The 26,104-nt window shown below is 34.4% G+C and carries 19 protein-coding genes and 2 pseudogenes; 18 read left to right on the forward strand and 3 right to left on the reverse strand.

What is annotated here, in order from left to right:
* Nucleotides 1-113: 113 nt before the first annotated feature.
* The 12 genes and pseudogenes from fsa (BKP45_RS16555) to BKP45_RS16610 all read left to right on the forward strand — a co-directional run.
* A complete protein-coding gene (gene fsa, locus BKP45_RS16555) occupies nucleotides 114-779 on the forward strand; it encodes a fructose-6-phosphate aldolase (RefSeq protein ID WP_071389706.1) in 666 nt (221 codons plus the stop codon).
* 176 nt (nucleotides 780-955) lie between these two features.
* Nucleotides 956-2,617: a glycoside hydrolase family 13 protein gene (locus BKP45_RS16560; protein ID WP_071389707.1), complete on the forward strand. Its 1,662-nt coding sequence runs from the start codon at nucleotides 956-958 to the stop codon at nucleotides 2,615-2,617.
* Between the two features lie 433 nt (nucleotides 2,618-3,050).
* Entirely contained in the window at nucleotides 3,051-4,691 is a 1,641-nt protein-coding gene (locus tag BKP45_RS16565) for a PTS transporter subunit IIBC (RefSeq protein ID WP_071389708.1), read from the forward strand.
* A 5-nt stretch (nucleotides 4,692-4,696) separates the two neighbouring features.
* Nucleotides 4,697-5,488, forward strand: a complete 792-nt coding sequence (locus BKP45_RS16570) for an endonuclease/exonuclease/phosphatase family protein (RefSeq protein WP_071389709.1) — start codon at nucleotides 4,697-4,699, stop codon at nucleotides 5,486-5,488.
* Nucleotides 5,489-5,696: 208 nt separating this feature from the next.
* Nucleotides 5,697-6,731, forward strand: coding sequence for a LacI family DNA-binding transcriptional regulator (locus tag BKP45_RS16575; protein WP_071389710.1), 1,035 nt, complete (start codon nucleotides 5,697-5,699; stop codon nucleotides 6,729-6,731).
* A gap of 496 nt (nucleotides 6,732-7,227) precedes the next feature.
* Nucleotides 7,228-8,268 (forward strand): LacI family DNA-binding transcriptional regulator, encoded by a 1,041-nt coding sequence (locus tag BKP45_RS16580; RefSeq protein WP_071389711.1) that lies wholly within the window; start codon nucleotides 7,228-7,230, stop codon nucleotides 8,266-8,268.
* A gap of 110 nt (nucleotides 8,269-8,378) precedes the next feature.
* The gene (locus tag BKP45_RS16585) at nucleotides 8,379-9,626 is read left to right on the forward strand and encodes an ABC transporter substrate-binding protein (RefSeq protein ID WP_071389712.1); all 1,248 of its coding nucleotides are present in this window, start codon (nucleotides 8,379-8,381) and stop codon (nucleotides 9,624-9,626) included.
* A 184-nt stretch (nucleotides 9,627-9,810) separates the two neighbouring features.
* Nucleotides 9,811-10,680: a carbohydrate ABC transporter permease gene (locus BKP45_RS16590; protein WP_071389713.1), complete on the forward strand. Its 870-nt coding sequence runs from the start codon at nucleotides 9,811-9,813 to the stop codon at nucleotides 10,678-10,680.
* The gene (locus tag BKP45_RS16595) at nucleotides 10,680-11,501 is read left to right on the forward strand and encodes a carbohydrate ABC transporter permease (protein WP_071389714.1); all 822 of its coding nucleotides are present in this window, start codon (nucleotides 10,680-10,682) and stop codon (nucleotides 11,499-11,501) included. The genes BKP45_RS16590 and BKP45_RS16595 overlap by 1 nt, the downstream gene beginning before the upstream one ends.
* Before the next feature lie 17 nt (nucleotides 11,502-11,518).
* On the forward strand, nucleotides 11,519-13,708 hold the full coding sequence (locus tag BKP45_RS16600; protein ID WP_071389715.1) for an alpha-galactosidase: 2,190 nt from the start codon (nucleotides 11,519-11,521) through the stop codon (nucleotides 13,706-13,708).
* Nucleotides 13,709-13,849: 141 nt separating this feature from the next.
* On the forward strand, nucleotides 13,850-14,749 hold the full coding sequence (locus BKP45_RS16605) for a patatin-like phospholipase family protein (protein ID WP_071389716.1): 900 nt from the start codon (nucleotides 13,850-13,852) through the stop codon (nucleotides 14,747-14,749).
* A 689-nt stretch (nucleotides 14,750-15,438) separates the two neighbouring features.
* Nucleotides 15,439-16,243: pseudogene (locus BKP45_RS16610) on the forward strand (FGGY-family carbohydrate kinase); the annotation flags it as partial.
* Nucleotides 16,244-16,562: 319 nt separating this feature from the next.
* Here the strand turns inward: BKP45_RS16610 and BKP45_RS16615 are convergent.
* Entirely contained in the window at nucleotides 16,563-16,754 is a 192-nt protein-coding gene (locus BKP45_RS16615) for a hypothetical protein (RefSeq protein WP_071389717.1), read from the reverse strand.
* A 286-nt stretch (nucleotides 16,755-17,040) separates the two neighbouring features.
* On the opposite strand from BKP45_RS16615, the gene fsa (BKP45_RS16620) reads away from it, so the two are divergent.
* The 5 genes and pseudogenes from fsa (BKP45_RS16620) to BKP45_RS16635 all read left to right on the forward strand — a co-directional run bounded on the left by fsa (BKP45_RS16620) (nucleotide 17,041) and on the right by BKP45_RS16635 (nucleotide 22,178).
* Nucleotides 17,041-17,703 carry a fructose-6-phosphate aldolase gene (fsa, locus tag BKP45_RS16620; protein WP_071389718.1) on the forward strand — a complete coding sequence of 221 codons (663 nt, stop codon included), beginning with the start codon at nucleotides 17,041-17,043 and terminating at the stop codon, nucleotides 17,701-17,703.
* 252 nt (nucleotides 17,704-17,955) lie between these two features.
* Nucleotides 17,956-18,132 (forward strand): hypothetical protein, encoded by a 177-nt coding sequence (locus BKP45_RS22685; RefSeq protein ID WP_169823150.1) that lies wholly within the window; start codon nucleotides 17,956-17,958, stop codon nucleotides 18,130-18,132.
* Between the two features lie 787 nt (nucleotides 18,133-18,919).
* Nucleotides 18,920-19,930, forward strand: a complete 1,011-nt coding sequence (locus BKP45_RS16625) for a LacI family DNA-binding transcriptional regulator (protein ID WP_071389719.1) — start codon at nucleotides 18,920-18,922, stop codon at nucleotides 19,928-19,930.
* Between the two features lie 673 nt (nucleotides 19,931-20,603).
* Nucleotides 20,604-21,023 (forward strand): annotated as a pseudogene (locus BKP45_RS16630) (GntP family permease); the annotation flags it as partial.
* 15 nt (nucleotides 21,024-21,038) lie between these two features.
* On the forward strand, nucleotides 21,039-22,178 hold the full coding sequence (locus BKP45_RS16635) for a glycerate kinase (RefSeq protein ID WP_071389721.1): 1,140 nt from the start codon (nucleotides 21,039-21,041) through the stop codon (nucleotides 22,176-22,178).
* Nucleotides 22,179-22,643: 465 nt separating this feature from the next.
* On the opposite strand, the gene BKP45_RS16640 is transcribed toward BKP45_RS16635, so the two are convergent.
* The gene (locus BKP45_RS16640; RefSeq protein ID WP_071389722.1) at nucleotides 22,644-24,044 is read right to left on the reverse strand and encodes an MATE family efflux transporter; all 1,401 of its coding nucleotides are present in this window, start codon (nucleotides 24,042-24,044) and stop codon (nucleotides 22,644-22,646) included.
* 39 nt (nucleotides 24,045-24,083) lie between these two features.
* Complete coding sequence (locus BKP45_RS16645; RefSeq protein ID WP_071389723.1) at nucleotides 24,084-24,512, reverse strand: MarR family winged helix-turn-helix transcriptional regulator; 429 nt, start codon at nucleotides 24,510-24,512, stop codon at nucleotides 24,084-24,086.
* 574 nt (nucleotides 24,513-25,086) lie between these two features.
* Here BKP45_RS16645 and BKP45_RS16650 point away from each other — a divergent pair.
* Nucleotides 25,087-25,995 carry a metal ABC transporter substrate-binding protein gene (locus BKP45_RS16650; protein ID WP_071389724.1) on the forward strand — a complete coding sequence of 303 codons (909 nt, stop codon included), beginning with the start codon at nucleotides 25,087-25,089 and terminating at the stop codon, nucleotides 25,993-25,995.
* The last annotated feature ends 109 nt before the right edge of the window (nucleotides 25,996-26,104 follow it).

The following is a 26,104-nucleotide window of genomic DNA, read 5'->3' on the forward strand; positions in this document are numbered from 1 at the left end:
AATCTATTAGTATACCAAAAAGTTGGAAACGCTTAAAATTATGTAAATGTATCTTTTTCTGGGTTGACGTCTAATCAAAGTATGAAATAAAAGAAGATATGGAGGATAATTTCATGAAATTTTTTATCGATACTGCAAACCTTGAAGACATAATCAAAGCTAACAAAATCGGTGTTTTATCTGGGGTCACAACAAACCCGTCTCTAGTTGCAAAAGAAGGGATTAAATTCGAAGACCGTATCGAGGAGATTTGTCAATCTGTTCCTGAAGTTGAATCTGTATCTGCAGAAGTATCTCCTGATGCTGTGACTGCTGAAGAAATGATTGCAGAAGCAGAAGAACTTTTAAAAATTAACGGTGGCGATGAAAAAATTACGATTAAACTTCCTATGACAATTGAGGGATTAGCTGCATGTCGATATCTCTCAAAAAAAGGTGTTAAAACAAATGTTACACTTATTTTTACTGTAAACCAAGCGCTTTTAGCTGCGCGTGCAGGTGCTACATATGTTTCTCCGTTTTTAGGAAGACTTGATGACATATCTGAAGATGGAGTACAATTAGTAACAAAAATTGCTGAGTTATTCCGTATTCAGCAACTTGATTCTCAAATTATTGCTGCTTCGGTACGACACCCAGACCATGTAACTCGTGTAGCTATGGCTGGTGCTCACATTGCAACTATTCCATACGCTGTTATTGAGCAATTATCGAAACATCCGTTAACAGATCAAGGAATTGAGAAATTTGCAGCTGACTGGGAAAAAGCGAAAATTTAATTTGTATGTATCATTTATGATGACACAGCTTTTAAATAGCTGTGTCTAATTTTTAAAAGGGACAAATATTTTTTTCACAACATTCAGTGCAAACGGTTGCTCTTTGTGGCATACTGTGGTATTTTAGTGTAAGAAAGATAGTAGATAGAGAGTTTAACAGTACTGGAGGAAAAAAGATGAAGAAAACCTGGTGGAAAGAAGCGATTGCATATCAAATTTACCCACGAAGTTTTATGGATTCTAACGGAGATGGAATTGGTGATATTCAAGGTGTAATTTCGAAACTTGATTATTTAAAAGAACTAGGAATTGATGTAATATGGATCTGTCCTATTTATAGTTCGCCTAACGATGATAACGGTTACGATATTAGTGACTATAAAGGAATTATGTCTGATTTCGGAACAATGTCTGATTTTGATGAGCTACTTGCTGAAGTCCATAATCGAGATATGAAGTTGATTATGGACCTTGTTATTAATCATACATCAGATGAACATCCTTGGTTTATTGAGTCGCGTTCTTCAAAGGAAAACCCATATAGAGATTACTATATTTGGCACCCTGGTGAAAAAGATAATGAACCAAATAACTGGGAATCAATATTTGGCGGCTCTGCTTGGGAATATGACGAGAATACTGAAGAATATTTCATGCATGTGTTTTCAAGAAAACAACCAGATCTAAATTGGGCAAATCCAACCGTTCGAAAAGACTTATATGAAATGATAAATTGGTGGTTAGATAAAGGGATTGATGGTTTCCGCGTCGATGCCATTTCTCACATTAAAAAAGTTGCTGGATTTCCAGATCTGCCAAACCCAAAGAAACTAAAGTATGTTCCATCATTAGACGGTCATATGAATCAAGAAGGGATCGAGGTTTTTCTAAAAGAGTTGAAAAAAGAAACATTTGATAAATATGACATTATGACTGTTGGTGAAGCTAATGGAGTCAAAGCAGAACATGCAGAGGAATGGGTAAGTGAAGAAAATGGTTATTTTAATATGGTATTCCAATTTGAACATCTAGACTTGTGGGGGAAAGGTACGGATACAGGTATAGATCTAGCTGGTCTAAAAGAAACTCTTACAAAATGGCAAAAAGAACTTGATGGTAAAGGGTGGAATGCTTTATTCTTGGAAAACCATGATCAGCCTCGTTCAGTTTCTACTTGGGGAAATAGTGATATGTATCGAGATAAATCAGCCAAAGCTCTGGCAACGATGTACTTTCTTATGCAAGGGACCCCGTTCATTTATCAAGGACAAGAAATTGGAATGACAAATGTAAAATTTTCTTCAATTGAAGATTACAATGATGTAGCTATTAAAAATCTCTATAAGAATGAAAGAGAAGCTGGTAAATCACACCAAGAAATCATGGAAGTTATTTGGAAAAATGGTCGTGATAATTCTCGAACACCAATGCAATGGAGCGATAAAGAAAATGCAGGTTTTACAGAAGGTAAGCCTTGGTTAAAAATAAATCCTAATTATACAGAAATTAATGTTGAACAAGCGATAAAAGATAGTTATTCAATTTATCATTTTTATAAAAACCTTATAAAACTAAGAAAACAGGAAAAAGCTTTGATTTATGGAAGTTATGATTTGATTTTAGAAGAACATGAACAAGTCTATGCTTATACTAGAACCCTAGAAAATGAACAATTTTTAATTATCACTAATTTATATGGTGAAGAAACAAGTATTACCTTACCTTCAGATTTAAATAAGAAATCAAAAGAATTATATATTAGCAATTATAAGGTACAAGTTGTATCCGATAAGATATTATTAAAACCATATGAAGCTAGAGTATACAAATTAATATAATTATATTTACTAATTTATCCCACTCTTAAGGGGCAAGTAAGACCCCCACCTCAAAACTTAAGAAAATCGAGAAGTTTAGGTGGGGGATAAACTGCCCCTAAAGGTCCGATATAGAATAACTTTCATCAGTGAAGCTGATGATTAGTTATTCTTATGCCCGTGGTATAAGTTGAACTAACAATCAGTGGGGGATGAAGGAAAACCCCCACTGATTGAAGTTCAGCTTTATTTCCTACTTGGAAGCTATCTAGCTCCTACGCCCACGAGTTCGGTCACTTCAACTTATCAGTCCTTTTTGGAAGCGATATAACAGCTGATATAAATAAATTCCAGTGACATTTGACATTCCGTGAACTATGGAGCTAAGGTTTTTCTTGCCACTAAGCGCAAACGTTTGCTCAAGCTAAACAAAAAATAAAGGGAGATGAAAAAAATGAAAATCACATCGTTTGATTTTTGGCAAAAATTTGGTAAAGCACTAATAGTGGTGGTGGCTGTTATGCCGGCCGCTGGGATTATGATTTCTCTTGGTAAAATGATTGCTATGTTTGAAGTTGATTTAGGTCTCGTTCAAACCAGTGCTGCGGTAATTGAAGGGATTGGTTGGGCCGTTATTAGTAACATGCATATTCTATTCGCTGTAGCGATTGGTGGATCTTGGGCAAAAGAGCGAGCTGGTGGAGCTTTTGCCGCACTAGTTGCTTTTATCGTCATCAACCGTGTTACTGGTACAATTTTTGGTGTTAATAATAGTATGTTAAGAGATTCTGAAGCCACTGCTACTTCGCTCTTTGGTAGTGAACTTATTGTACAAGATTTTTTCACGGATGTATTAGGGGCGCCAGCCTTAAATATGGGCGTATTTATTGGAATAATTTCCGGATTCTTGGGAGCGACTCTATTTAATAAATATTATAAATATGATAAACTACCACAAGCTCTAGCTTTCTTTAACGGTAAACGTTTTGTTCCATTCGTCGTAATCTTATGGTCAATTGTAACCGCTGTAGTATTGTCAATTATTTGGCCAGTCATTCAAGGGAACTTAAATGCATTTGGACGTTGGGTAGCAACGTCGAGAGAAACAGCTCCGTTTTTTGCACCATTCATTTTTGGTGCGGTAGAACGATTATTACTTCCGTTTGGTTTACATCATATGTTAACAATTCCGATGAACTTTACACCACTTGGAGGTACTTATACGATATTATCTGGAGCTAATGCTGGGCAGACAGTTGCAGGTCAAGACCCTTTATGGTTCGCCTGGATTTCTGATTTGAATAATCTACGTTCAGTAGGAGATTTGGCGGGGTATAATCAACTGTTAAATGAAGTAACTCCTGCGCGTTTTAAAGTAGGACAAATGATTCTATCTACTGCAGCTTTAATTGGTGTTGCATTTGCCATGTACCGCAATGTTGATCCTGACAAACGTACAAAATATAAATCAATGTTCTTTTCAGCAGGTTTAGCAGTATTTTTAACTGGTGTTACAGAACCAATTGAATTTATGTTTATGTTTGTTGCGCCTGTTCTTTATGTTGTGTATGCAATTATGACTGGATTTGCTTTCGCTATTGTTGATCTTATTGATATTCGTCTTCACTCTATGGGGATGATTGAATTACTAACAAGAACACCGATGATTATGAAAGCAGGATTATGGTTAGATTACGCCTACTTTTTTGCTGCTTGTATAGTCTTTTTTGTATTAAACTACGTTGTTGCTAATTTTATGATAAATAAATTTAAGTATGCGACCCCGGGACGACTGGGCAATTATATTGATGATGGAAACGAACAAGGTGTAAATACTGCTTCAAATGAAAATGATCATTCTTTAGCTAATTCAATAATTGCTTTATTAGGAGGACGAGATAATATTGTTGACGTTGATGCGTGTATGACTCGACTTCGTGTAACGGTAAAAGATACGGCCCTCGTCGGATCAGAGCAAGAGTGGAAAAAGAATGGAGCTTTAGGATTAATCGTTAAAGATAAGGGAGTTCAAGCTATTTATGGACCGAAAGCAGATGTTCTAAAATCAGATATTCAAGACCGAATAGGGGCTTAAATGAAATGAAATTATTAACATTAAATTGCCATGCATGGCAAGAGGAAGAACAGTTAGAAAAAATTAAGACTTTAGCGAAAACCATAAAAGAAAATTCCTATGATGTGATCGCATTACAAGAAGTCAGTCAGTCAGTCGACGAAGAGCAATTAGATCGCAATGTCAAAAAAGATAATTACATGATCGTATTATTAGATGAATTAAAAAAACTTGGTGTAGAGGAATATAATTATTTTTGGGACTTTTCTCATTTCGCATATGAAGTATATGAAGAAGGACTAGCAATTTTAACGAAACACAAAATTGAGAAGGAATATTCATTCTTTGTGTCCCAGTCGGAAAACACCAAATATCATAAAACAAGAAAAATTGTTGGGGCGAAAATTACCTACAATAATGAACCAATTTCTTTTTATTCATGTCATCTTGGATGGTGGGGCGATGAAGAAGAACCGCTAAAAAAACAGTTAGATTTATTATGTTCACATGTAATAAAATCAGAAAAAGTTTTCTTATTGGGTGATTTTAATAGTGATGCTTCTGTTGAAGATGAAGGTTATGACTATATGTTAGCTAATGGATATTACGACACTTTTGACTTAGCTAAAGAAAAAGATAGTGGGAAAACAGTGATCGGGAAAATTGCTGGTTGGGATAAGAATAAACGTGATTTAAGGATTGACTATATTTTTTCAAATTTTCAATGTAATGTTGAAAAATCAAATGTTATTTTTAACCATAAAAATAAGCCGATTATATCTGACCATTATGGAGTTGAGGTCGAGCTTTCTTTATAGGTACCTAAATGAAAAAAGTGTACGAAATCACTAATTATACAAAACCCCCCTTGCTAAGTTGCTAAGTAAGGGGGGTTTTGTATAGAGGACAAAGGTTGTTTACAACAGTGGTTTTTACTATCATAATATATATATGAATTCGTTCTCGTTTAAAATTATTATATATTATTTCAATAGGCTTTTTTTACTATGAAAGGTGGTGACGAAATTGGCTACGATAAAAGATATTGCAAAAGAAGCGAATGTCTCCATTTCAACTGTTTCTAGAGTTTTGAATAATGATGAAACTTTAACAGTAATGGAAGAAACAAGAGAAAGAATTTTAGCTATTGCCAAAAAGCTTAATTATACTCCTAAAAGAAGGAATCAAAATAACAATCAACCTGAAAGCGTTAGCATCGGGGTTGTTATGTGGGCGACTCAAGAAGATGAATTTAATGATCCTTATTTTTTATCTATTCGTGAAGGCATTGAAAAGCAGTGTTCAGTAAAGGGGATAGAGTTATCAAAAATAATACGTGTACGAAGTAGCTCCAAAGACTATTCGTTTGATCAATTAGATGGGATTATTACAGTTGGAAATGTAGATCTAGACGATCTAAAGAAAGTATACAATCAGAATACCAATATTGTTTTTGTTAATAATGACCCAGACCCGACAACATATGATGCAGTTATTTGTGATCTCAAAGAATGCTCTGAAGAGATCATGAACTACTTATTTCATTTAGGGCATAAAAAAATCGGGTTTATAGGTGGAGTTGAATACAAGCAAAAGTTTAACGATGAAAAAATGCTTGATAAGAGAGAAAGTAGTGAAGAAATTAGAAGGAAAACTTATGAAGCAATAATGAATAAGAATGGATTATTAGATGAAAAAAATATTTACATAGGTAGCTGGACAACCGCAAGTGGTTATCAAATGATGAAAAACGCAATCGAAAAAGGTAACATACCGACGGCTTTTTTTGTAGCTAGTGATCCGATGGCCATTGGTGCTCTAAGAGCTTTACATGAGTCAAGTATAAAAGTGCCAGAAGAAGTATCAGTTGTTAGTATCGATGATATTGATATGGCGGGTTTTGTAAGTCCACCACTTACGACAGTGAAAATTTATAGCGAACAAATGGGTAGGTCAGCAGTCAACTTACTTCAGGAGAGAATAGAAGGCAGAACTATTCCTCTTAAAGTTGTTGTTCCTACGAAGTTAATTGTAAGGGATTCATGCGGTGGTAACCAATAACTTTTGTATAAGTATTATCATGGGCAAAGAGAACTCGTTTTAGCTACGCTAGAACATCGAAAATTCAGATGGAGTCTCAACTCCACTTGAATGGAAGTCCCCACCTACGCTACGCTTAGAGGTGGCGATCTCTGACCCTTAAGAACAAATCAGTTTGATTAAAAATAAGCAAAATCTACAAAAAAACAGGCTATTATTATAGCTTGTTTTTTTTGTGTTTTTACTAACATTGGCTATATAAAACTTTTTACAAACAAAAATATCGGTAAAAATTTTACTTGTATTTTTGTTTGTGTATATTTGTACCCTTTCCTTTGAATGATTTGATACGTAGTGTTTTTCTAGTGTTGTTGGCGTTTTTGAAAACTTTATCTATTAGTAAAAAAAGTGTTGAAATAGAATTCTTATTCTGTTATCTTATAATTATCACGTAGAAACGAGTAAAATATAAGGTAAAACTTTACTTGTTTTGTTATTGAAAGATTGGGTGAAAAAATTGGCTACGATTAAGGATATAGCGAAGGAAGCGAATGTCTCCATTTCAACAGTTTCCAGAGTCTTGAACAACGATGAAACACTTACAGTTATGGAAGAAACAAGACAAAGAATTTTAAATGTTGCCAAAGAGCTTAAGTATTCTTCTAAAAAAAAGCTGCATGTTCAAAATAATAGCTTTAATGAAAGCGCGAACATAGGTGTTGTTATGTGGTGTAGTCAAGAAGAGGAGTACGAAGACTCTTACTTCCTATCTATCCGTCAAGGGATAGAAAAGCAATGTATTGACTTAGAATTGGAAATAGTAAAAACAATTCGTGTAAGAGGTAGTTCTAATGATTATTCATTAGAAGCGTTAGATGGATTAATCGTTGTAGGTGATGTAGATATAGATGAATTAGATAAAATATACAAACATAATCAAAATGTTGTTTTTGTTAATAGCAATTCTAATTCAGAAAACTATGAGTCTATTATATGTGATCTTGAAGAGTGTTCAAGGAAAGTGATGGAGTACTTATTCAAGTTAGGACATAAAAAAATAGGTTTTATAGGTGGAGTTGAATACAAGCAAAGGTTTAATGATGATTTCGGTCTAACAAAGGTTGAAAGTAGTGAAGAAATTAGAAGAAAGACCTATGAAACTATGATGAAAAAGAAAGGGGTTTTTAGTTCGAAAGATATATATGTAGGAGATTGGTCAACGTTAAGTGGCTATCAAGTAATGAAAAAAGCCATAGTAAAAGGAGATATGCCTACAGCATTTTTTGTTGCCAGTGACCCAATGGCCATCGGTGCAATTCGAGCATTACATGAAGCGAATATTCATGTTCCAAGAGATGTAGCGATTGTTAGTATTGATGATATTGAAATGGCTGCATTTGTAAGCCCACCTCTTACAACATTTAAGATTTATAGTGAACAAATGGGACGGACAGCAGTGAACTTGCTATTAGAGCGAATAAAAGGAAGAGAAGTTCCTCTAAAAGTCGTTGTACCAACAAAGTTGATCATAAGAGAGTCATGCGGTGGAAAGACTTAACCAGAAAATTAATACTGAAAGGTGGTGGTGTAAGTTAATGTAAACGGCGTGAAGTAATCATATTTTATTTTTTAAAAATGAAAGCGATTAATTTTAAGGGGGAAAAACCTATGAAAAAAATATTCACAACGATTATGTCATTTTCTATTGCAGCAGCTTTATTAGTTGGATGTGGTGCCGGTGATACACAACAAGAAGGTGCAAGTGGTGCAGATGGAACGGTTAATTTAGAATTCTTTCAGTTTAAACAAGAAGCGGTTGGTACATTTGATACTTTGATTAAAAAGTTTGAAGAGGAAAATCCGAATATTAAAATTACTCAAAATAATGTTCCTGAGTCAGATACGGTATTAATGTCTCGATTAACTCAAAACGATGTCCCGGAGATTATGAGTATTAATGGGAACGTGACTTATGGAGAGTTAGCTAGGGCAGGAGTACTGTATGATTTTACTGAAAATGAAAATGTAGATAGAATCATTCCATCTTATTTTGAAATGATCGGTAGAATTACTGGTTCTGATCGAATTCATGGATTACCACATTCTGCAAATGCAAACACAGTTTTATACAATAAAACAAAATTTGAGGAGCTTGGTTTAGAAATCCCGACTACATGGGATGAATTGATGGAAATAGCTGAAGAAATCGAAGCCGCTGGAGAAACACCATTCTTTTCAACATATGGTGAATCTTGGACGGTACTTCCACCATGGAATGCATTAGCATCAAATTTACATGGAGACGATTTCTTTGACAAACTTGCTGCTGGTGAAACTACTTTTTCAGAGCGTTACCGTGAAGTTGCTGAAAAAATGTTAACGCTATTAGACTACACAGATAACGATGTTTTTGGTTCGAATTATGGTTTAGGAAATGCCGCTTTTGCCAATGGTGAGTCTGTTATGTACATGCAAGGAATTTGGGCAATTGGTCAAATTAAAGATGCTAACCCAGATATTGAAGTTGGTGCATTTGCCCTTCCAGCAACAAATGATCCAGATGCAAATCGTCTAGTTTCAGGTGTAGATATCCTACTTACAATGTCAGCTGATGCAAAACACCCTGAAGAAGCAAAGAAGTTTATTGATTTCCTTTTAGAAGAAGAAAATATGCAATACTATATTGATCAACAAAAACTGTTTTCAGCTGTAGAAGGTGTTATTCAAGAAGATCCGACAGTAGTTGATTTACGTCCTAACTTTGAAGAAGGTAGAATTACTAGCTTCGCTGACCACTACTACTTTCCAGGTATGGGCTTTGATAACTTAATACAAGAGTTGTTAATTAATAAGGATGTCGATAGCTTCCTACAAACCTTAGATAACGAATACGACAAAGTAAAAGCACGTCAATAGTTTAAGCGTAGAGGGGGAAGAACCTTTCCCCTTCTTATAAAAATGTTTTACTTCTACTTTAAGAATTCCTAACTTGTACATGAAAGAATGAACATGAATGTTATGGCCTTAAGGTAGAAGTAAAACTAAAGTCAATAAAATGAAAGTTTATAAGAATTTTTATTACTAAAGGAGAGGCTACAGTATGAATAATAAAAAATCCTCAACTGTTTACTTACTCATGGTTCTTCCAGCATTAATTCTCTTTTTTGCCTTTCATACGTTCCCTGTTTTACAAGGTGTATTTTACAGTTTTACAAACTGGAGAGGGTATGGGGACTGGGAGTTTGTTGGATTTAGAAACTATTTTCACGTATTTAAAGATGGAAGGGCGTTGGATGCTTATTTCTTTACAATTAAGTTTGCGATCGTTTCAACCGTTTTAGTTAATATTATTAGTCTTTTGATTGCATTAGGATTAAATGCAAAAATTAAGTTTAAAAGTGCTTTACGTGCTGTATATTTCATGCCGAATATTTTAAGTATCTTAATTGTCGGATTTATCTTTAATTATATTTTATCTATTTTTGTACCAACAATTGCACAAAATTTAGGAATTACTTTTTTAGCATCTAGTATTCTAGGTAATCCAGATTTAGCTTGGGTTGGGGTAGTTATTGTAGCGGTATGGCAAGCGGCGGCATTTAATACCATTTTATATTTAGCTGGACTTAGTACAATTTCAGATGATTTATATGAGGCTTCTAATTTAGATGGGGCAAACAAATGGCAGGAATTTTGGAAAATTACATTCCCATTAATTGCGCCGTTCTTTACCATAAATATGGTTTTAGCGATGAAAAACTTCCTAATGGTATTTGATCACATTATGGGTCTTACTGGTGGTGGTCCTGGTAGAGCAACAGAATCGATTTCCATTTTAATTTATCGTAGTGGATTTACAGGTGGAGAATTTGCTTACCAGTCAGCAAATGCAGTCATCTACTTTATCGTCATCGTAGGATTTTCAGTCTTTCAAATTCGTCAATTACAGAAAAGGGAGGTTGAGATGTAATGAATCGTAATGGCATCAATTGGAAAGTTACAACTCTCTTAATCATAGGAACCATTCTCATTCTTTTTCCAATATATATTACAGTCGTTAATGCTTTTAAAACACCACAAGAAACAGCTCAATCGATCTTAGCACTACCGAGTCAGTTAAATTTTGCAAACTTTACAACTGCAATTGAAATGACTAATTTCTTTAATGCGTTTAAAAACAGTTTCTATATTACATTTTTTGCGGTCGTTTTTACGCTTCTAACCAATTCAATGGTTGCATATGCAATTGCGAGAAATCAACATAAAAAAACGTTTAAGTTTTTGTATTACTATTTTGTAAGTGCTTTGTTTGTACCGTTTCCAATCATCATGTTACCGATTGTAAAACAAATGAGTGCGATTAATTTAACAAATCCAACAGGTTTGATTTTTCTTTATATCGTATACGGGTTGGCATTTAACGTCTTCTTATATGTAGGATACATCAAAGCTATCCCGAAAGAACTTGAGGAAGCAGCGATTGTAGATGGATGTAGTAGATGGGGAGTATTTTGGAGAATTATTTTCCCGCTACTCGCACCAATGAATGCCACAGTTGGAATATTTACAGCATTATGGGCTTGGAATGATTTCCTATTGCCATTAGTTATCTTAAGTGATAGAAGTCACCACACATTGCCGCTAGTTCAATACGTATTCCAATCACAATTTGGCACAAATTTCAACCTAGCGTTTGCGTCTTATTTATTAGCGTTGTTACCGATGATTATCGTTTATCTATTTGCACAAAAATGGATCATTAGTGGAGTGACAAAAGGAGCAATTAAATAAAAAAAGAGGAGGATATTATGGGTATAACTTTCGATACACAAACCAAAACATTTCATTTAACAGCAAAAAATACGAGCTATATCATGAAAGTATTAGGCGAAGGATATTTAGTTCATCAATATTGGGGTAAAAAAATTAAACAATATAACCATGCAAATAAAGTAAGATTTCTAGATCGTGGTTTTTCAGCGAATCCGGCGCCCGCTACTGATAGAACCTTTTCCTTGGATACTCTTCCTCAAGAGTATCCAGGCTATGGAAATACCGATTTTCGTTCGCCTGCCTATCAAATTCAATTAGAAAATGGTAGTACAGTAACAGATCTTCGTTACGTATCACACAATATCATAAAAGGAAAACCGAAATTAGAGGGCCTACCAGCAACTTATGTTGTTAGTGATGATGAGGCTGACACGTTAGAATTAATTCTTGAAGATCAATTAATTGGTTTAAAAGTAATCTTATCTTATACAACGTTTCAAAATTATGATGTTATTACGCGCTCTGTACGTCTTGAAAATGGAGGAGATCAAGATCTAAAGCTATTAAAAGTAGCTAGTATGAATGTCGATTTTCAAGACTCCGAGTATGATTTAATCACTCTTTACGGAGCTCATGTAAGAGAAAGACATATTGAAAGAACAAGACTTCGAAATGGGGTTCAATCGATTGAAAGTCGTCGGGGCACGAGTAGTCACCAACAAAATCCGTTTATGGCATTAGTTCGAAAAGATACAAATGAAGATTATGGTGATGCATATGGCTTCAACTTCGTATATAGTGGAAATTTTCTAGCATCAGTAGAAGTAGATCAAATCTTTACTTCTCGTGTAACTGTAGGAATTAACCCATTTGATTTTTCTTGGCTCCTACAACCTGGTCAAACGTTCCAAGCGCCAGAAGTGGTCATGGTTTACTCATCAAATGGATTAGGGGACATGTCTAGAACCTTCCATAAGCTTTATCGTGAGCGTTTATGTCGTGGTGAATTTAAAGAAAAAGAACGTCCAATCTTAATTAATAACTGGGAAGCAACTTACTTTGATTTTAATGAAGAAAAAATCAAAGACCTCGCTAAAAAAGGGAAAGACCTTGGAATGGAACTATTTGTTTTAGATGATGGGTGGTTCGGTAAACGTGATGATGATCGTACGTCGCTAGGTGATTGGTTTGTCGATAAAAACAAACTTCCAAATGGACTAGATGCACTTGCATCTGACATTACGGAAACAAATATGGAGTTCGGTCTATGGTTTGAACCAGAAATGATTTCTGAAAAAAGTGAACTGTTTAAAAAACATCCTGATTGGTGCATCCATGTACCAAATCGAAAACTTTCAGAAGGAAGAAATCAGTTAATCTTAGATTTCTCAAGAAAAGGAGTTTGTGATGAAATTGTTGCGATGATGACAGAAATTCTATCAAATTCGCCAATCACATACGTGAAGTGGGATATGAATCGTCATATGACTGAGGCAGGGTCAGCAGCTTTACCACCAGAAAGACAAAGAGAAGTAGCTCACCGTTTTATGCTAGGTGTGTATCAAGTAATGGAAGAGCTAACAATGAAATTTCCACATATATTATTTGAAAGTTGTTCAGGTGGTGGTGGTCGTTTTGATCCAGGAATGTTGTATTACATGCCACAAACATGGACGAGCGATAATACCGATGCCATTTCTCGTTTGAAAATTCAATATGGAACTAGTTTAGTGTATCCGATCAGTTCAATGGGATCACATGTATCTGATGTTCCTAATCATCAAGTACAGCGGATTACATCGTTAGATATTCGAGGTCATGTAGCGATGTCAGGAAACTTAGGCTATGAACTTGATCTAACAAAACTTTCTGAAGAAGAACAAGAAATCGTGAAAGAACAAGTGAATTTCTATAAAGAAATTCGTCCGGTTATCCAATTTGGTGATTTTTATCGAATTTCTAGCCCGTTTGAAGGGAACGAAACAGCTTGGACATTTGTTTCCGAGGGTAAAAACAAAGCTGTATTTGCCCATTTCAAAGTATTAGACGAAGCAAACATGCCATTTATAACGGTGAAGCTTAAAGGGTTAGATCCAAACAAAAAATATACAGTTGTTGAACTTGGAGAGTCTTACTATGGTGAGGAATTAATGAATGTAGGTATAAACATTCCTTATAGACAAGGTGATTTCCAAAGTGTCATGTGGAGATTGTATGCTGAATAACATTTAATTATAGAGCCAACATTGTAGAGAAGCGATGTTGGCTTTATTTCGGTATATTTTTACCATACTACCTAACTGTCAGGTATAGTACATCCTCTTTACTTAATAAAATGTAAAATAAAGTAGAAGGGAGATGGCCTCATGAAAGTTGACGGTGTCTTTGAAGGTGGTGGGATTAAAGGCCTAGCTCATATAGGTGCAATTTCTGTATTTGAAGAAGAGGGTTACAAATGGGAACGGCTTGCAGGAACTTCAGCTGGCTCAATCGTAGCAGCTTTACTAGCAGTGGGGTATAGTTCTTCAGAAATAAAAGACTTAATGATCAAATTTCCGTTCGAAGAGATTGAACAAAAAACATGGCTTAGTAAAATCCCACTAGTTGGTCCAATGGTAAGTTTAACATTCAAAAATGGGATATATAAGTTAACGGTTTTGGAAAAATGGATGGAACAAGCGTTAAAAAAGAAAGGGAAAACGACATTTGGTGATTTGCCAGAAGGGAAGCTGAAAATTGTCATTGCGGATATTTCTAGAAACAGAATGACGATCTTACCTGACGATCTCCCGTTTTATGGAATAGATCCAGACACTTTTCCGATTTCCAAAGCTGTAAAGATGAGTAGTTCAATCCCGTTCTTTTTTGTACCAGAGGAAATAAAGGGTTATACAATTGTTGATGGTGGGATTCTTAGTAATTATCCAATTTGGATTTTTGATATTGAAGGAATACCACGTTGGCCAACGATTGGTTATCGATTGTCTGGGCCTAAATTATTGAATGAAAAGACCAAAATTAGAGGACCAGTGACAAAAGCTTTAGCAATCATCCGTACGATGCTTGAGGCTCATGATAAACAGTATATTGAAAAGGATGGCGCGGTTCGAACCGTTTTTATTTCAAAAATTGAAGTTGGTGCTACAGATTTTCGAATTTCAAAAAAACAAAAACTTCACTTAGTAGAATTGGGAAGGAAGTCGGCGCAGGAGTTTTTAAAAGAATGGGACTTTCAACAGTATATTAAGGATTATCGTACTAAGTAAAGACGCTGTTTTGGTTGTATTACGTAGAAAAAGAGAAACGCGCATAAGAGAGGTGTTATCGCGCATAAATAGAAAGAAAACCGAGCAAAAGCGAATGGCAATTTGTTTTTGATCGGTTCAGTTGACCAAGTACTCTATTAATTTACAGAATGATCTCATTTTAGAAATATCTGCTTGATGTCGATATCCGCTAAATCATCACAAAAACAATCTACTTCAGTATTTGCGAAGACTTGTCCGACAGAGCGATAATCATCACCATTGCTAAAAATAATGATGAAATTTATTCATGCATCATCATTCTCCCAATATTTATTTACATGTGCTACTACTATACTATATCTTATCAGCGTTTCCGGTGAATAAACTGAAAATTATATCTTTTATGACTAATGTAATGGGTGAAACCATAGATATGCAACTTATTCAAGAAACGAAGAGCTTTAGTGTAATAAGCGATGTTGTTTTATATTAACTCTATCGGACAAGAGAGCCGTTATTTGTGAACAAAGGGGTATTTTAGAATGGGTAACGGACACCAGGTTCGTTATCTACTAAATTTAGTACCAAACATAGCAGATTTTCGTGAAATAACGTACCTCATGTCCGATAGCTCCAAAAATTTGCTCAAATCGGTAAAATAAGGTCTTCTGTGTCCGTTAGCAGAGTAATAAATGAAGCATTAGTTAACAAAAGTATTTGCTGGTGAAGCCGACAATGCTTGCGGTGCAATTGGGACTTCTATTTTATCAGAAGGGAAAACCTTTTGTAGTATCGGAACTTAGGTGTAGTTCTTATGAAGAAACAAAAGATCGTGATTTTGCTGGCAAAGTCCATTATTTTAACCATGGGCAAGAAAATGCATTTTACATGATGGGAGTAAGGTTAGCAGCAGGTTATAGTTTAAGTTGGTTTCAAGATACATTTGCCTCCAATGAGGCGTTTGATTCTCTGTTAGAGGGACTTGGTGAAGTGCCAATCGGGGCAAATGGGCTTCTTTTCACACCATATTTAGTGGGAGAGAGAACACCATACGCTGATGCCACGATTCGCGCAAGCTTTATTGGGATGGACGCTTCTCATAAACGTATTGATTTTGCAAGAGCAGTAATAGAAGGAATTACGTTCTCACTAAATGAATCGATCGAAATTTTTAGAGAGAGTGGTAAGACTATCGATACAATCATTTCTATCGGTGGTGGTGCAAAGAATGAGACTTGGCTACAAATACAAGCAGATGTCTTTAATGCTAAAATTGTGAAGCTATCTAGCGAGCAAGGCCCAGCAGTAGGTGCTTCAATGTTAGCGGCTTACGGAGCTGGTTGGTTCGGTTCATTACAAGAATGTGCCAGTATCTTTACGGCAGAAGAAAATGTTTATGAGCCGATTTTAGAAAACGTTGAAAGGTATCAAGAACTTAATAAATGGTATAAAGAGGTTTATAAACAAACAAAAGAAATAAATGAGGGCTTAAAGAGCTTCCGTAAAAGATAATTTGCTTTTACAAATGAAAATATTGTTAGTAAGGATGAAACTAGTATGTGCGTGTTAATCAAAACTGATTTGTATTTCAGGGTCATAGTCCCCTACCTTTAAGCGTAGCGTAGGTGGGAACTTCCATTCAAGTGGAGTTGAGACTCCATCTGAATTTCCGATGTTCTAGCGAAGCTAGAACGAGTTCACTCAGTTATTCTTAATCAACGAAAAGCGCTCAATTGTGAGCTGAGCGCTTTTCGTGTAAAAGATTAATTTTTGTATATAAAAGCCTTGAGTATTCTGCATATAAAGATAAGGTAAGATTTTTGGTAGTTTATTAAACTAGCAATTTATTGCAGTGAGGACATAGTGATTTTGTGTAACCTTTTGGTATTACATGTTGACAGTTTTTACAAATTATTTCTGGACCTTCTTCAACATTAGAGCTAGACTTCTTAGTTCTTGTGTACAGTACAGAAAACACAAAAATTATGGCTATGAGTAGAATAATTCCTATCCATGTTGACACGAAATCGCCTCCTTAGAAGTAAGTGGTCTTACACTTTATCATACTCATTTGTAACCTGCTTTTAGAACTACAATATTTTAACAAAATAAGGATCTAAGATTTTTAATAAATTAATTAATGAATATAATTGAAATCCTAATCCCTTTAATCCATCGATCTTAACTAAATCTAGTTGAGATTGTACCGAGTTAGTTCGATATAAAATCTTAGTTACGTAAAATCTGCATTTTGAAAATCATTTATGGAAACAAGACTTTTTAACTATAAAAATTTTGGGGTAATTTTTATGAAATTTTTCATTGATACAGCTAACCTTGAAGACATAATTAAAGCTAATAAAATTGGTGTTTTATCAGGCGTTACAACTAATCCTTCCTTAGTAGCAAAAGAAGGAGTTAAATTCGAAGACCGTATTGAGGAAATTTGCCAATCAGTACCTGAAGTTGAATCTGTTTCTGCAGAAGTTACTCCAGATGCTGTAACGGCTAAAGAAATGATCGCACAAGCAGAAGAGCTTATAAAAATTAATGGTGGAGACGATAAAATAACGATAAAACTTCCTATGACAATTGATGGGTTGGAAGCTTGTCGTTACCTTTCAAAAAAGGGTGTAAAAACAAACGTTACATTAATCTTCACTGTAAACCAAGCATTATTAGCTGCCCGAGCAGGAGCTACATATGTATCTCCATTTTCAGGGAGATTAGATGACATTTCTGAAGACGGAGTTCAATTAGTCTCCAAAATTGCGGAATTATTCCGAGTTCATCAACTAGATGCACAAATTATTGCCGCTTCCGTTCGTCACCCAGATCATGTAACTCGTGTGGCATTGGTAGGTGCTCATATTGCAAATATTCCTTATTCTGTAATAGACCAGTTATCAAAACATCCACTGACGGATGAAGGACTTGAGAAATTTGCGACTGATTGGAAAAAGAGTATTTAAGAAATTGTTTTTATGATGTGTTAAATGTTTCTGATGCAATTATTTGGTGAGTAAGGTGTTTTAAAGCTTTGTAAAACACCTTACTTTTTTCTAATACACACAAAAAGTATGAAAAGCTATCTGACTAAATACTGGAAAGTATAATTAATATTATATAAGATTAAGTTAAGAAAAAACATTTTCACAAGGTATAAGGATTATAGGATAAGAGAATAATAATTAAAAACTTATTCATGAAGGAGGTATTTTATTATGAAACAATATATCTTTTTCTACAATATAGCCCATAATACCAACCAACATAAAGAATATAAAATTGAGGCAAACGGGATGATGGATGCCCTATTTAAGGCAAAAAAGATCAAAGATCAAATTGAGGCAGAAACTTTAACTAACGTTAAGTTACAGTTTAAGGGTATTGTTTATTAGATCCAGAACTAAATCATTATTCTCGGTTTCTTTCAATGAATAACCAGTGTGTTTCGTTTTTTAAAACTAACACACTGGCTATTTTTTATTACAAGATATCAAGGTTTGCATAAAGATAAAAATAATAGCCTCTCTGATTAAACGAAAAACTCATAGGGGAGTTTTATTGTGTCTTGAAAAAGAGGGCATAACCAATGATTGTAAGAGAGCTTTTCTTATCTGGACATTACTTTTTATTACAACAATGGAAACCTATGCATTGGAAATACTTAGTAAAGGTATTTTCTTGAACTTTACTAACTTTGAAAAAATGATTTAAGAATCTCAAAAAATAGTATAATATCTAATTGAGTATTTCCCATTTGGTAATTAATGAACGATTTTAACACCTGGGAAAGAAGCAATCGTGGCAACTGTTAAAAGTAAAATGAGAGAATTTCAATCAAGTAACAAAGCATAAGGATTATGGCGATGTCTTACTATAAGACATCCCTTTTCATTATCAAAATGATACTAGGTAAATGAGTTGAAATCCGTTTTTATATCATCATAAAGTATAATAATTTTAGGTAGAAACTAAAAAAACTCTAAAATTATTTCATTTTCATGGTAATATATAATTAAAGAAACGATTTTTTGAAAAAACTAATGAAATCGTTTTCTTTAAAATATATAAAATAATAATTATGAGCTAGGCTTATTTTCGATACAATAAAAGAAATAAATATATATTAAATAATCAGTTCATAATATTGCATCTTAGAACGAAAGTAGGTGAATAAATTTTATGAAAATGAGTGATGTGGCAAAATTAGCAAACGTATCTCCTTCTACTGTCTCACGAGTTCTTACACAGCCAGATATGGTTAGCAAAGAAACAAGAGAGCGAGTGTTAGAGGTTATCAAAAAAGTAAATTATCGACCTCATATTGTTGCAAGACAATTTAGAACAAAGGCAACTAAAATTTTACTTGTAGTAGTTCCAGATATTACAAGCCCGTTTTTTTCAGAAGTACTACGAGGGATAGAGCATGTTGCTATTAATAGTGGTTACCAAGTAATTCTAGGGGATACACAAAATAATATAAATAGGGAAGAAGAATATATTAATTTGCTTCATCAAAAACAAGTTGATGGTATGATTCTCTTGACCGCTCGTATTGATAAAGAAAAACTTGAAGCGATTTCTAATGAATTTCCAATGGTACTTGCCTGTGAATACATGGATGGGCTAAATGTTCCTACTGTATCTATTGATAACGTTAGTAGTGCTAGAAAAGCAACTGAACACTTATTAACGCTTGGTCACAAGAAGATTGGACATATCACAGGCCCAATTAATGTCGTGCTTAGCCGTGACCGACTAAGAGGTTATCAACAAGCGTTACTAAGTCATGATTTAGAGATTGATTCAGCTTATATTCAAGAAGGTGACTTCAGTATCGATTCCGGATATAATCAAATGCTAAAACTATTAGCATTGGAAAGTCCGCCTACTGCTGTTTTTACATTTAATGATGAAATGGCTATTGGGGCAATTAAAGCTGTAAAGGATAGTGGATTAGAGGTTCCGAAAGATATAGCCATCGTTGGCTTTGATAATATTAAAATGTCTTCTTTATATGAGCCGAATATTACTACAATAGACCAACCTAAATATGAAATTGGTATAAAAGCTATGGAATTATTATTAAAGATAATTAATGGTGAAAGTATTCAAAAGAAAAAATTTGTTTTAAAAGATAATTTAATGATTAGAGAATCATGTGGTACAAATGTAAACATTGAAATATCTTGAAAAGGAATAAGTTTTTAGAAAATAGTTTTAAAAAACTGGGAGCTCTTCTTGTAATTTGGGTAGCTTTTAATTGAGTAAATATAATCCCTTTCCATTTTCTCTAAAAATACGGGTAGAAATAGTTGTTTTTTATGGATCAACTAGCTCCTAGTGTTTTCTGAATCTTATTATTCAAACAATCGTTAGAAATGAGAGTGATAAATGAAAAAATAAAATGAAATCGATTCAAAATAACTTTTTAAAAAGCGTTTACAAAGAAACGCAAATGATGTAAAAATAAATCATGTTACAACGTTATATTTTTTCGATTCTTCTGCAATCGATTTCAGATTACTAGAACAGGACATTATACAAATGTTAAATGGGTGCTTGTCTCAACTTTTTTATCATTCTAATTTACTAGACTCAGATCCTGCCATTAGTACTAAAAGTAGTTTCTGGATTAACGCTTGGAAAATTAGGAATTAAAGCCTTACTATTCTCAAATGTCCGTGATGACTTTAAAATTATTCACCTTTCAAAGAATGGTGTTAAGTTTCACGATGCATCCCCTATTATTGGTAAACTTAAGTGAAGCTTCTGATTGGTTACAAGATACTTATAGGAAGCATGTATCCCAGGGATTTCGGTTTAATCGTAACTTATATTATTGCGAAAAAATTAACAAACAAGGGTACTGTTATTAGGAACAGGGACTTTGGCTGGAATTATTTCAAACTCAGGGTTACGAAATGTGTTGATCGATGGAATTGACTTACTTGGTTTACCATCTTACGCACTGGCACCAGTATCAGGTATTTTTATGTCAGCAGCAACTGTTTCAACAACAGCTGGTGCTGCAGTTGCAAGTAGCGTATTTAGTACAACCTTGCTTGAATTAGGAGTTGCTGGACTTGCTGGTGCGGCAATGATTCATGCAGGTGCTACTGTACTAGATCATTTACCACTCGGAAGCTTCTTCCATGCAACAGCGGGTAGCGTTTTGATGAGTTTTCAGGGACGTTTGAAGCTCATCCCTTATGAATCAGTGGTAGGGTTAACAATTGCTATTGTATCAACATTAATTTTCGGTGTCTTTAAGTTGTTTTTATAGAAGGGGGAGTTTTTAATGAAGGTTGTTATTGCACCAGATTCATTTAAAGAGAGTTTAACAGCGTTAGAGGTTGCAAATGCAATTGAAGAAGGTTTAAGTGAATTATTACCAAATGCCAATTATGTTAAGATTCCAATGGCTGATGGTGGTGAGGGAACGGTTCAATCTTTGGTAGATGCTACAGGTGGGTTTATTGAAAAAGTTTCTGTAATTGGTCCATTGGGAAATAAAGTTGAAGCTTTTTATGGTTTGTTAGGCGATGGAAAAACAGCAGCGATTGAAATGGCCTCTGCATCTGGAATTCACTTAGTTCCCTTTGAAAAAAGAAACCCAATGAATACAACTACTTGGGGAACAGGTGAATTAATTATTGAAGCTCTAGACAAAGGTGTGGAAAAAATAATTATTGGTATTGGTGGTAGTGCTACAAATGATGGTGGTGCTGGAATGGTTCAAGCCCTAGGTGGGAAATTATTAGACAATGAAGGAAAGCAAATACCTTTAGGAGGTGCTGGTCTAGAGAAGCTCGCTCGTATTGATGTGTCAACTCTAGATCCTCGTTTGAAAGAGGTAACCATTGAAGTAGCTTGTGATGTTGATAATCCATTAACTGGACCAAAGGGTGCTTCTGCTATTTACGGTCCACAAAAAGGGGCAACGCCAGAGCAAATCGAATTATTGGATGAAAATTTAGCTATTTATGCTAGAATTATTGAACGTGATTTAGGAAAAAGTATCGAACATGTCCCAGGTGCTGGTGCAGCTGGAGGACTGGGAGCAGGATTACTTGCTTTTCTCTCTTCAGAATTAAAAAGAGGTGGAGATTTAGTTATTGAAGCAACAAGGTTAGAAGAGGAAGTTCGTGATGCTGATTTAGTTATTACTGGTGAAGGTGGAATCAATCATCAAACTATTCACGGAAAAACTCCAACGTGTGTAGCTTTAACGGCAAAAAAACATGGTGTCCCGGTAATAGCAATCGCTGGAAGCTTAACGAACGATTACAAAAATGTGTATGATTACGGAATCGACGCTTTGTTTAGTGTCGTACCAGGGATAGTTTCTCTAGAAGAAGCTCTTGAAAAAGGTTATGAAAATGTGAAAAATACGGCACGAAATATTGTAGCGGTCATTAAATTTTTCATAAAAGAATAATAGATGTAACAAAAGCTAATCAAGAGTATATTACTCCTGATTAGCTTTTTTATCCCACTCTTAAGGGGCAAGTAAGACCCCCACCTCAAAACGTAAGAAAATCGAGAAGTTTAGGTGGGGGATAAACTGCCCCTAAAGGTCCGATATAGAATAACTTTCATCAGTGAAGCTGATGATTAGTTATTCTTATGCCCGTGGTATAAGTTGAACTAACAATCAGTGGGGGATGAAGGAAAAACCCCACTGATTGAAGTTCAGCTTTATAGAAATTATAAAATTATGAAGTTTGGAATGATGTCTAGGCACTTGCGCTTCCTCCGAAAATAAAAAAGGTTGAGCTAGAGTATTGTAGGAGGTATGCCGAGGGAGGTTGTGAAAAATTTGAGACCGTCCCCTAAGCATAAAGGTATATGTCAATAATGGCATATACCATCTTCAGCACGTCAACAGCCACCGTTGTGTTTCTTATTGTGATGTTGTTGAAACCTTTCCTTCAAAGGGGACTACTTCCTGTATTTCATCTTCATGAAGAATTAACTTCCGGTTTCGATAAAGTAGGAAACCTGATAAGAAAAATGCTAGAGCGTCAGATATTGGGAATGCCATCCAAACACCATTTACACCGATAAAATGAGGTAATATTAATACTAATGGTATTAAGAATAAAAATTGTCTAGACATTGATAAGATTAACGCTTCTTTTACTTTCCCGAGTGCTTGGAAGATACCCCCACAAACAATAGGAACACCAATGAAGAAGGAAGCCGCAAATAAGATGCGTATTGCATCAGTACCAGAATCAATAACCGTAGGGTCGGATGAGAATATGGTTATAAATAATTTTGGGAAACTCATCATAATGAGAAATATAGCTGTTGCTAAAAGAGTAGCAACCTTTAAACCGAGTAATACGGTTTGTTTTAAACGAGAAAAATTATTTGCACCGAGGTTATAGCCAATAATTGGTTGCATTCCTTGCATAATCCCCAAAAGAGGCATTAACATAAGCATTGAGATCCGTTGAATAATTCCATATAATCCTACGTGAAATTCAGTACCAAAACGAATTAACATTGCGTTAATAGAAATCATCATAATACTTCCAGCAGCTTGCTGCATAAAAGCAGGAAGACCAACAGAAAGTACTTCTTTCATTATTATGAACTTCGGTTTAAGAGTAGTGACCGTAATGGAAAGCGAGCTTTTTCCAGATAAAAAGTATTGAAGTGTAATAATGGCTATTACTGCTTGTGCAAGAAGTGTAGCGTATGCTGCACCACGAATCCCCATCCCAAAGCCTAAAATAAAAATAGCATCTAAAATAATATTTAGTACTGATGAAATAATCATTAAATTCATTGCAAATTTTGCATTTCCTTCAGAACGTACAATACTATTCGTTGAAAAACCAAATGAAAAGAAAAATGTTCCAAGCATTAGTGGAAACATATATTCATATGCATAGTTAAGAATATCTGATGTAGCACCAAACAAAACTAGCGTTGGCTTTAATAAGGTAAAGCCACCAATAAAGCCGATCAGACTAATAAAAAGGATCATTGTTATTATATTTCCAAAGACTTGATTAGCTTCTCCAATTTTTTTGGCGCCTAGCTTTCTAGATATAACGGATGCTCCCCCAACGCCAATTGCAGCTGAAATTGCCATAATAATCATTAGTACAGGAAATGATATAGTTAATCCGGCTACGGCAGAAATGCCTACTGCGTAAGAAATGAAGATGGTGTCTATGACATTATAAAGCGCCATAACAAACATGCCAATGACTGCAGGAACCGATAAATTCCTAAGCAGCTTTGGTATAGGTTCAGTTCCGAGGCGCTCACTTTGAAGTTTTTCTTGCATTATATTATTCTCCTTTTATGAATCTTGTTGGTTCATTACCTATTTTTTGAAATTTTCTGTAATTCTCTTTAACCAAGCCAACAATAATTGCTTTTCTTCATTTGAAAAGCCTTTCATTAGTTCGATTTCCATAGCCTTGGTACTCAACCATAACTTTTCTTCAAGAATTTTTCCTTTTTCTGTTAAGGTAATAATTTTCGAACGTCGATCAGTTTTACTATCATTCTTTTCTATTAACTGCTTTTTCAGCATTGAGTCAATGATTCCATTCATCGTCGACCCTTTAATAAAAAGGCGATTTTGTAATTCAGATTGTAGTTGTTCGCCATAGTTTACTAACATATAAAGTACTTTTGCTTGTGCAACCGTTAAATCATATTCTGATAGCTTGTGATTATAAGTATTTTGGATAAGGTGTGCAGCAACACCGATTTGGTAGCCAACCCTCTCGTCTAAATTTCGAATCATAAAATGTTAGCCTCCTAAGTATTCTATAGATAATAGTAGCAAATAAACAGGCAAGTAAGCAACAGAAGAGTTAGCCCCATAATTATTATTACACTGATAAAATATCCATTATCAGAGCATTAAGTTGCTTGTCTATAAAAGTAGTTTAAAAAATTCTGTAAATAATTCTAGACAGACAAACTATCTATCTATTATAATAAAAATAAGTTTTGCCCTAAGGAAACTTATTTATCTATATACAAAAAATAGATACATGCACAATTTTGTGATAAACACTATAAATTAAGATAAGTGAGTGAATTTCATAGTAGCGAAAATAAGCAATTATGAAATTCATTAAAGTAAAAAAACACTTAAATATTTTACAGTTTTTTGTATAAATACTTGAGTGTTATATATTTTGATAAAATGTTTCCTTGAGGAAAGAAATTTCGTTTGGGGAAAAAGGAGGATTGTTGAACAAATGAAAATTACAAAACGAATATCTTCAACACTAACTGTCTATTATGCTTTGATTGGATTATTGTTGTTAACTTCGTTTTTTGTTATATAAAGATTTGTGAGGAGTGAAAAAATGTTTAGGAAGAAATTTTTAATATTTGTAAGTTTTATTTTTGTGTGTGGTTTATTAATTGTTGGATGTAGTTCAGAAGAAACGGCTAAGTCAGAAGAAGATGGTTTGTTTATTACAACGAGCTTTTCTGTTTTAGGTGATATAATTTCGCAAGTTACTAAAGAGCGTGCTACAGTTAATTATATTGTTCCTGTTGGAGAAGAGCCACATGAATATGAGCCAACCCCAGGAGACTTTAGTAGAATAAGCGACTCGTCTGTTTTTTACGTAAATGGTCTTGATTTAGAAGAATGGTTAGAAAAAGTAATTTCAAATATTTCAGATACAGATATTGTTACTCTTTCTGATGGTGTAACAGAAATCCCGTTGGTTGGTAATAATGAAGCCGATCCACATGCTTGGTTAAGTCCAAAAAATGTAATTATTTATGTAGAAAATTTGGTTGAAGATTTAATTAAAAGAGATCCTGAAGGAGAACTTATTTACCGTGAAAATGCGGAAGCTTACATCGCTGAATTACTAGAACTTGATAATTGGATTGTAGAGCAGTTTGAGCAAATTCCAGTTGAGCATCGTGTTATTATTGTAAGTGAAAATGCTTTTAAATATTTTGGTAAAGATTATGGGTTCCATACGGAAGGAATTTGGGATATTAATTCATTAGAAGAAGGTACACCACAACAATATGCTCGTTTAAGTGATTTTGTTAGAGAAAATAATGTTCCCGCTTTATTTGTAGAGTCTACAATTGACAAACGTTATATGGAAATGATCTCTAATGAAACAGGTGTTGCAATTGCTGGTGAAGTATATACTGATGCAGTTGGAGAAGAAGGTAGCGGTGCCGAAAACTACATCGGTATGATGAAAGAAAATGTAAAAGTGTTTGTTGAAGGATTAAAAAATTAATATTAATTATAGAGGGCTGACACATTTTAGATTGTTGGTCCTTTATATATTTTTATCGAATAATATTTTTCCGAAAAATATTATTCGATAAAAATATATAAATAAAAAC

This window comes from Anaerobacillus alkalidiazotrophicus (assembly GCF_001866055.1).

What these genes read in the sequence shown, in the direction of transcription:
- fsa (WP_071389706.1), top strand. Translation starts at nt 114, where the DNA reads ATGAAATTTTTTATCGATACTGCAAACCTTGAAGACATAATCAAAGCT.
- BKP45_RS16560 (WP_071389707.1), top strand. Translation starts at nt 956, where the DNA reads ATGAAGAAAACCTGGTGGAAAGAAGCGATTGCATATCAAATTTACCCA.
- BKP45_RS16565 (WP_071389708.1), top strand. Translation starts at nt 3,051, where the DNA reads ATGAAAATCACATCGTTTGATTTTTGGCAAAAATTTGGTAAAGCACTA.
- BKP45_RS16570 (WP_071389709.1), top strand. Translation starts at nt 4,697, where the DNA reads ATGAAATTATTAACATTAAATTGCCATGCATGGCAAGAGGAAGAACAG.
- BKP45_RS16585 (WP_071389712.1), top strand. Translation starts at nt 8,379, where the DNA reads ATGAAAAAAATATTCACAACGATTATGTCATTTTCTATTGCAGCAGCT.
- BKP45_RS16590 (WP_071389713.1), top strand. Translation starts at nt 9,811, where the DNA reads ATGAATAATAAAAAATCCTCAACTGTTTACTTACTCATGGTTCTTCCA.
- BKP45_RS16595 (WP_071389714.1), top strand. Translation starts at nt 10,680, where the DNA reads ATGAATCGTAATGGCATCAATTGGAAAGTTACAACTCTCTTAATCATA.
- BKP45_RS16600 (WP_071389715.1), top strand. Translation starts at nt 11,519, where the DNA reads ATGGGTATAACTTTCGATACACAAACCAAAACATTTCATTTAACAGCA.
- BKP45_RS16605 (WP_071389716.1), top strand. Translation starts at nt 13,850, where the DNA reads ATGAAAGTTGACGGTGTCTTTGAAGGTGGTGGGATTAAAGGCCTAGCT.
- fsa (WP_071389718.1), top strand. Translation starts at nt 17,041, where the DNA reads ATGAAATTTTTCATTGATACAGCTAACCTTGAAGACATAATTAAAGCT.
- BKP45_RS22685 (WP_169823150.1), top strand. Translation starts at nt 17,956, where the DNA reads ATGAAACAATATATCTTTTTCTACAATATAGCCCATAATACCAACCAA.
- BKP45_RS16625 (WP_071389719.1), top strand. Translation starts at nt 18,920, where the DNA reads ATGAAAATGAGTGATGTGGCAAAATTAGCAAACGTATCTCCTTCTACT.
- BKP45_RS16635 (WP_071389721.1), top strand. Translation starts at nt 21,039, where the DNA reads ATGAAGGTTGTTATTGCACCAGATTCATTTAAAGAGAGTTTAACAGCG.
- BKP45_RS16640 (WP_071389722.1), bottom strand. Translation starts at nt 24,044, where the DNA reads ATGCAAGAAAAACTTCAAAGTGAGCGCCTCGGAACTGAACCTATACCA.
- BKP45_RS16645 (WP_071389723.1), bottom strand. Translation starts at nt 24,512, where the DNA reads ATGATTCGAAATTTAGACGAGAGGGTTGGCTACCAAATCGGTGTTGCT.
- BKP45_RS16650 (WP_071389724.1), top strand. Translation starts at nt 25,087, where the DNA reads ATGTTTAGGAAGAAATTTTTAATATTTGTAAGTTTTATTTTTGTGTGT.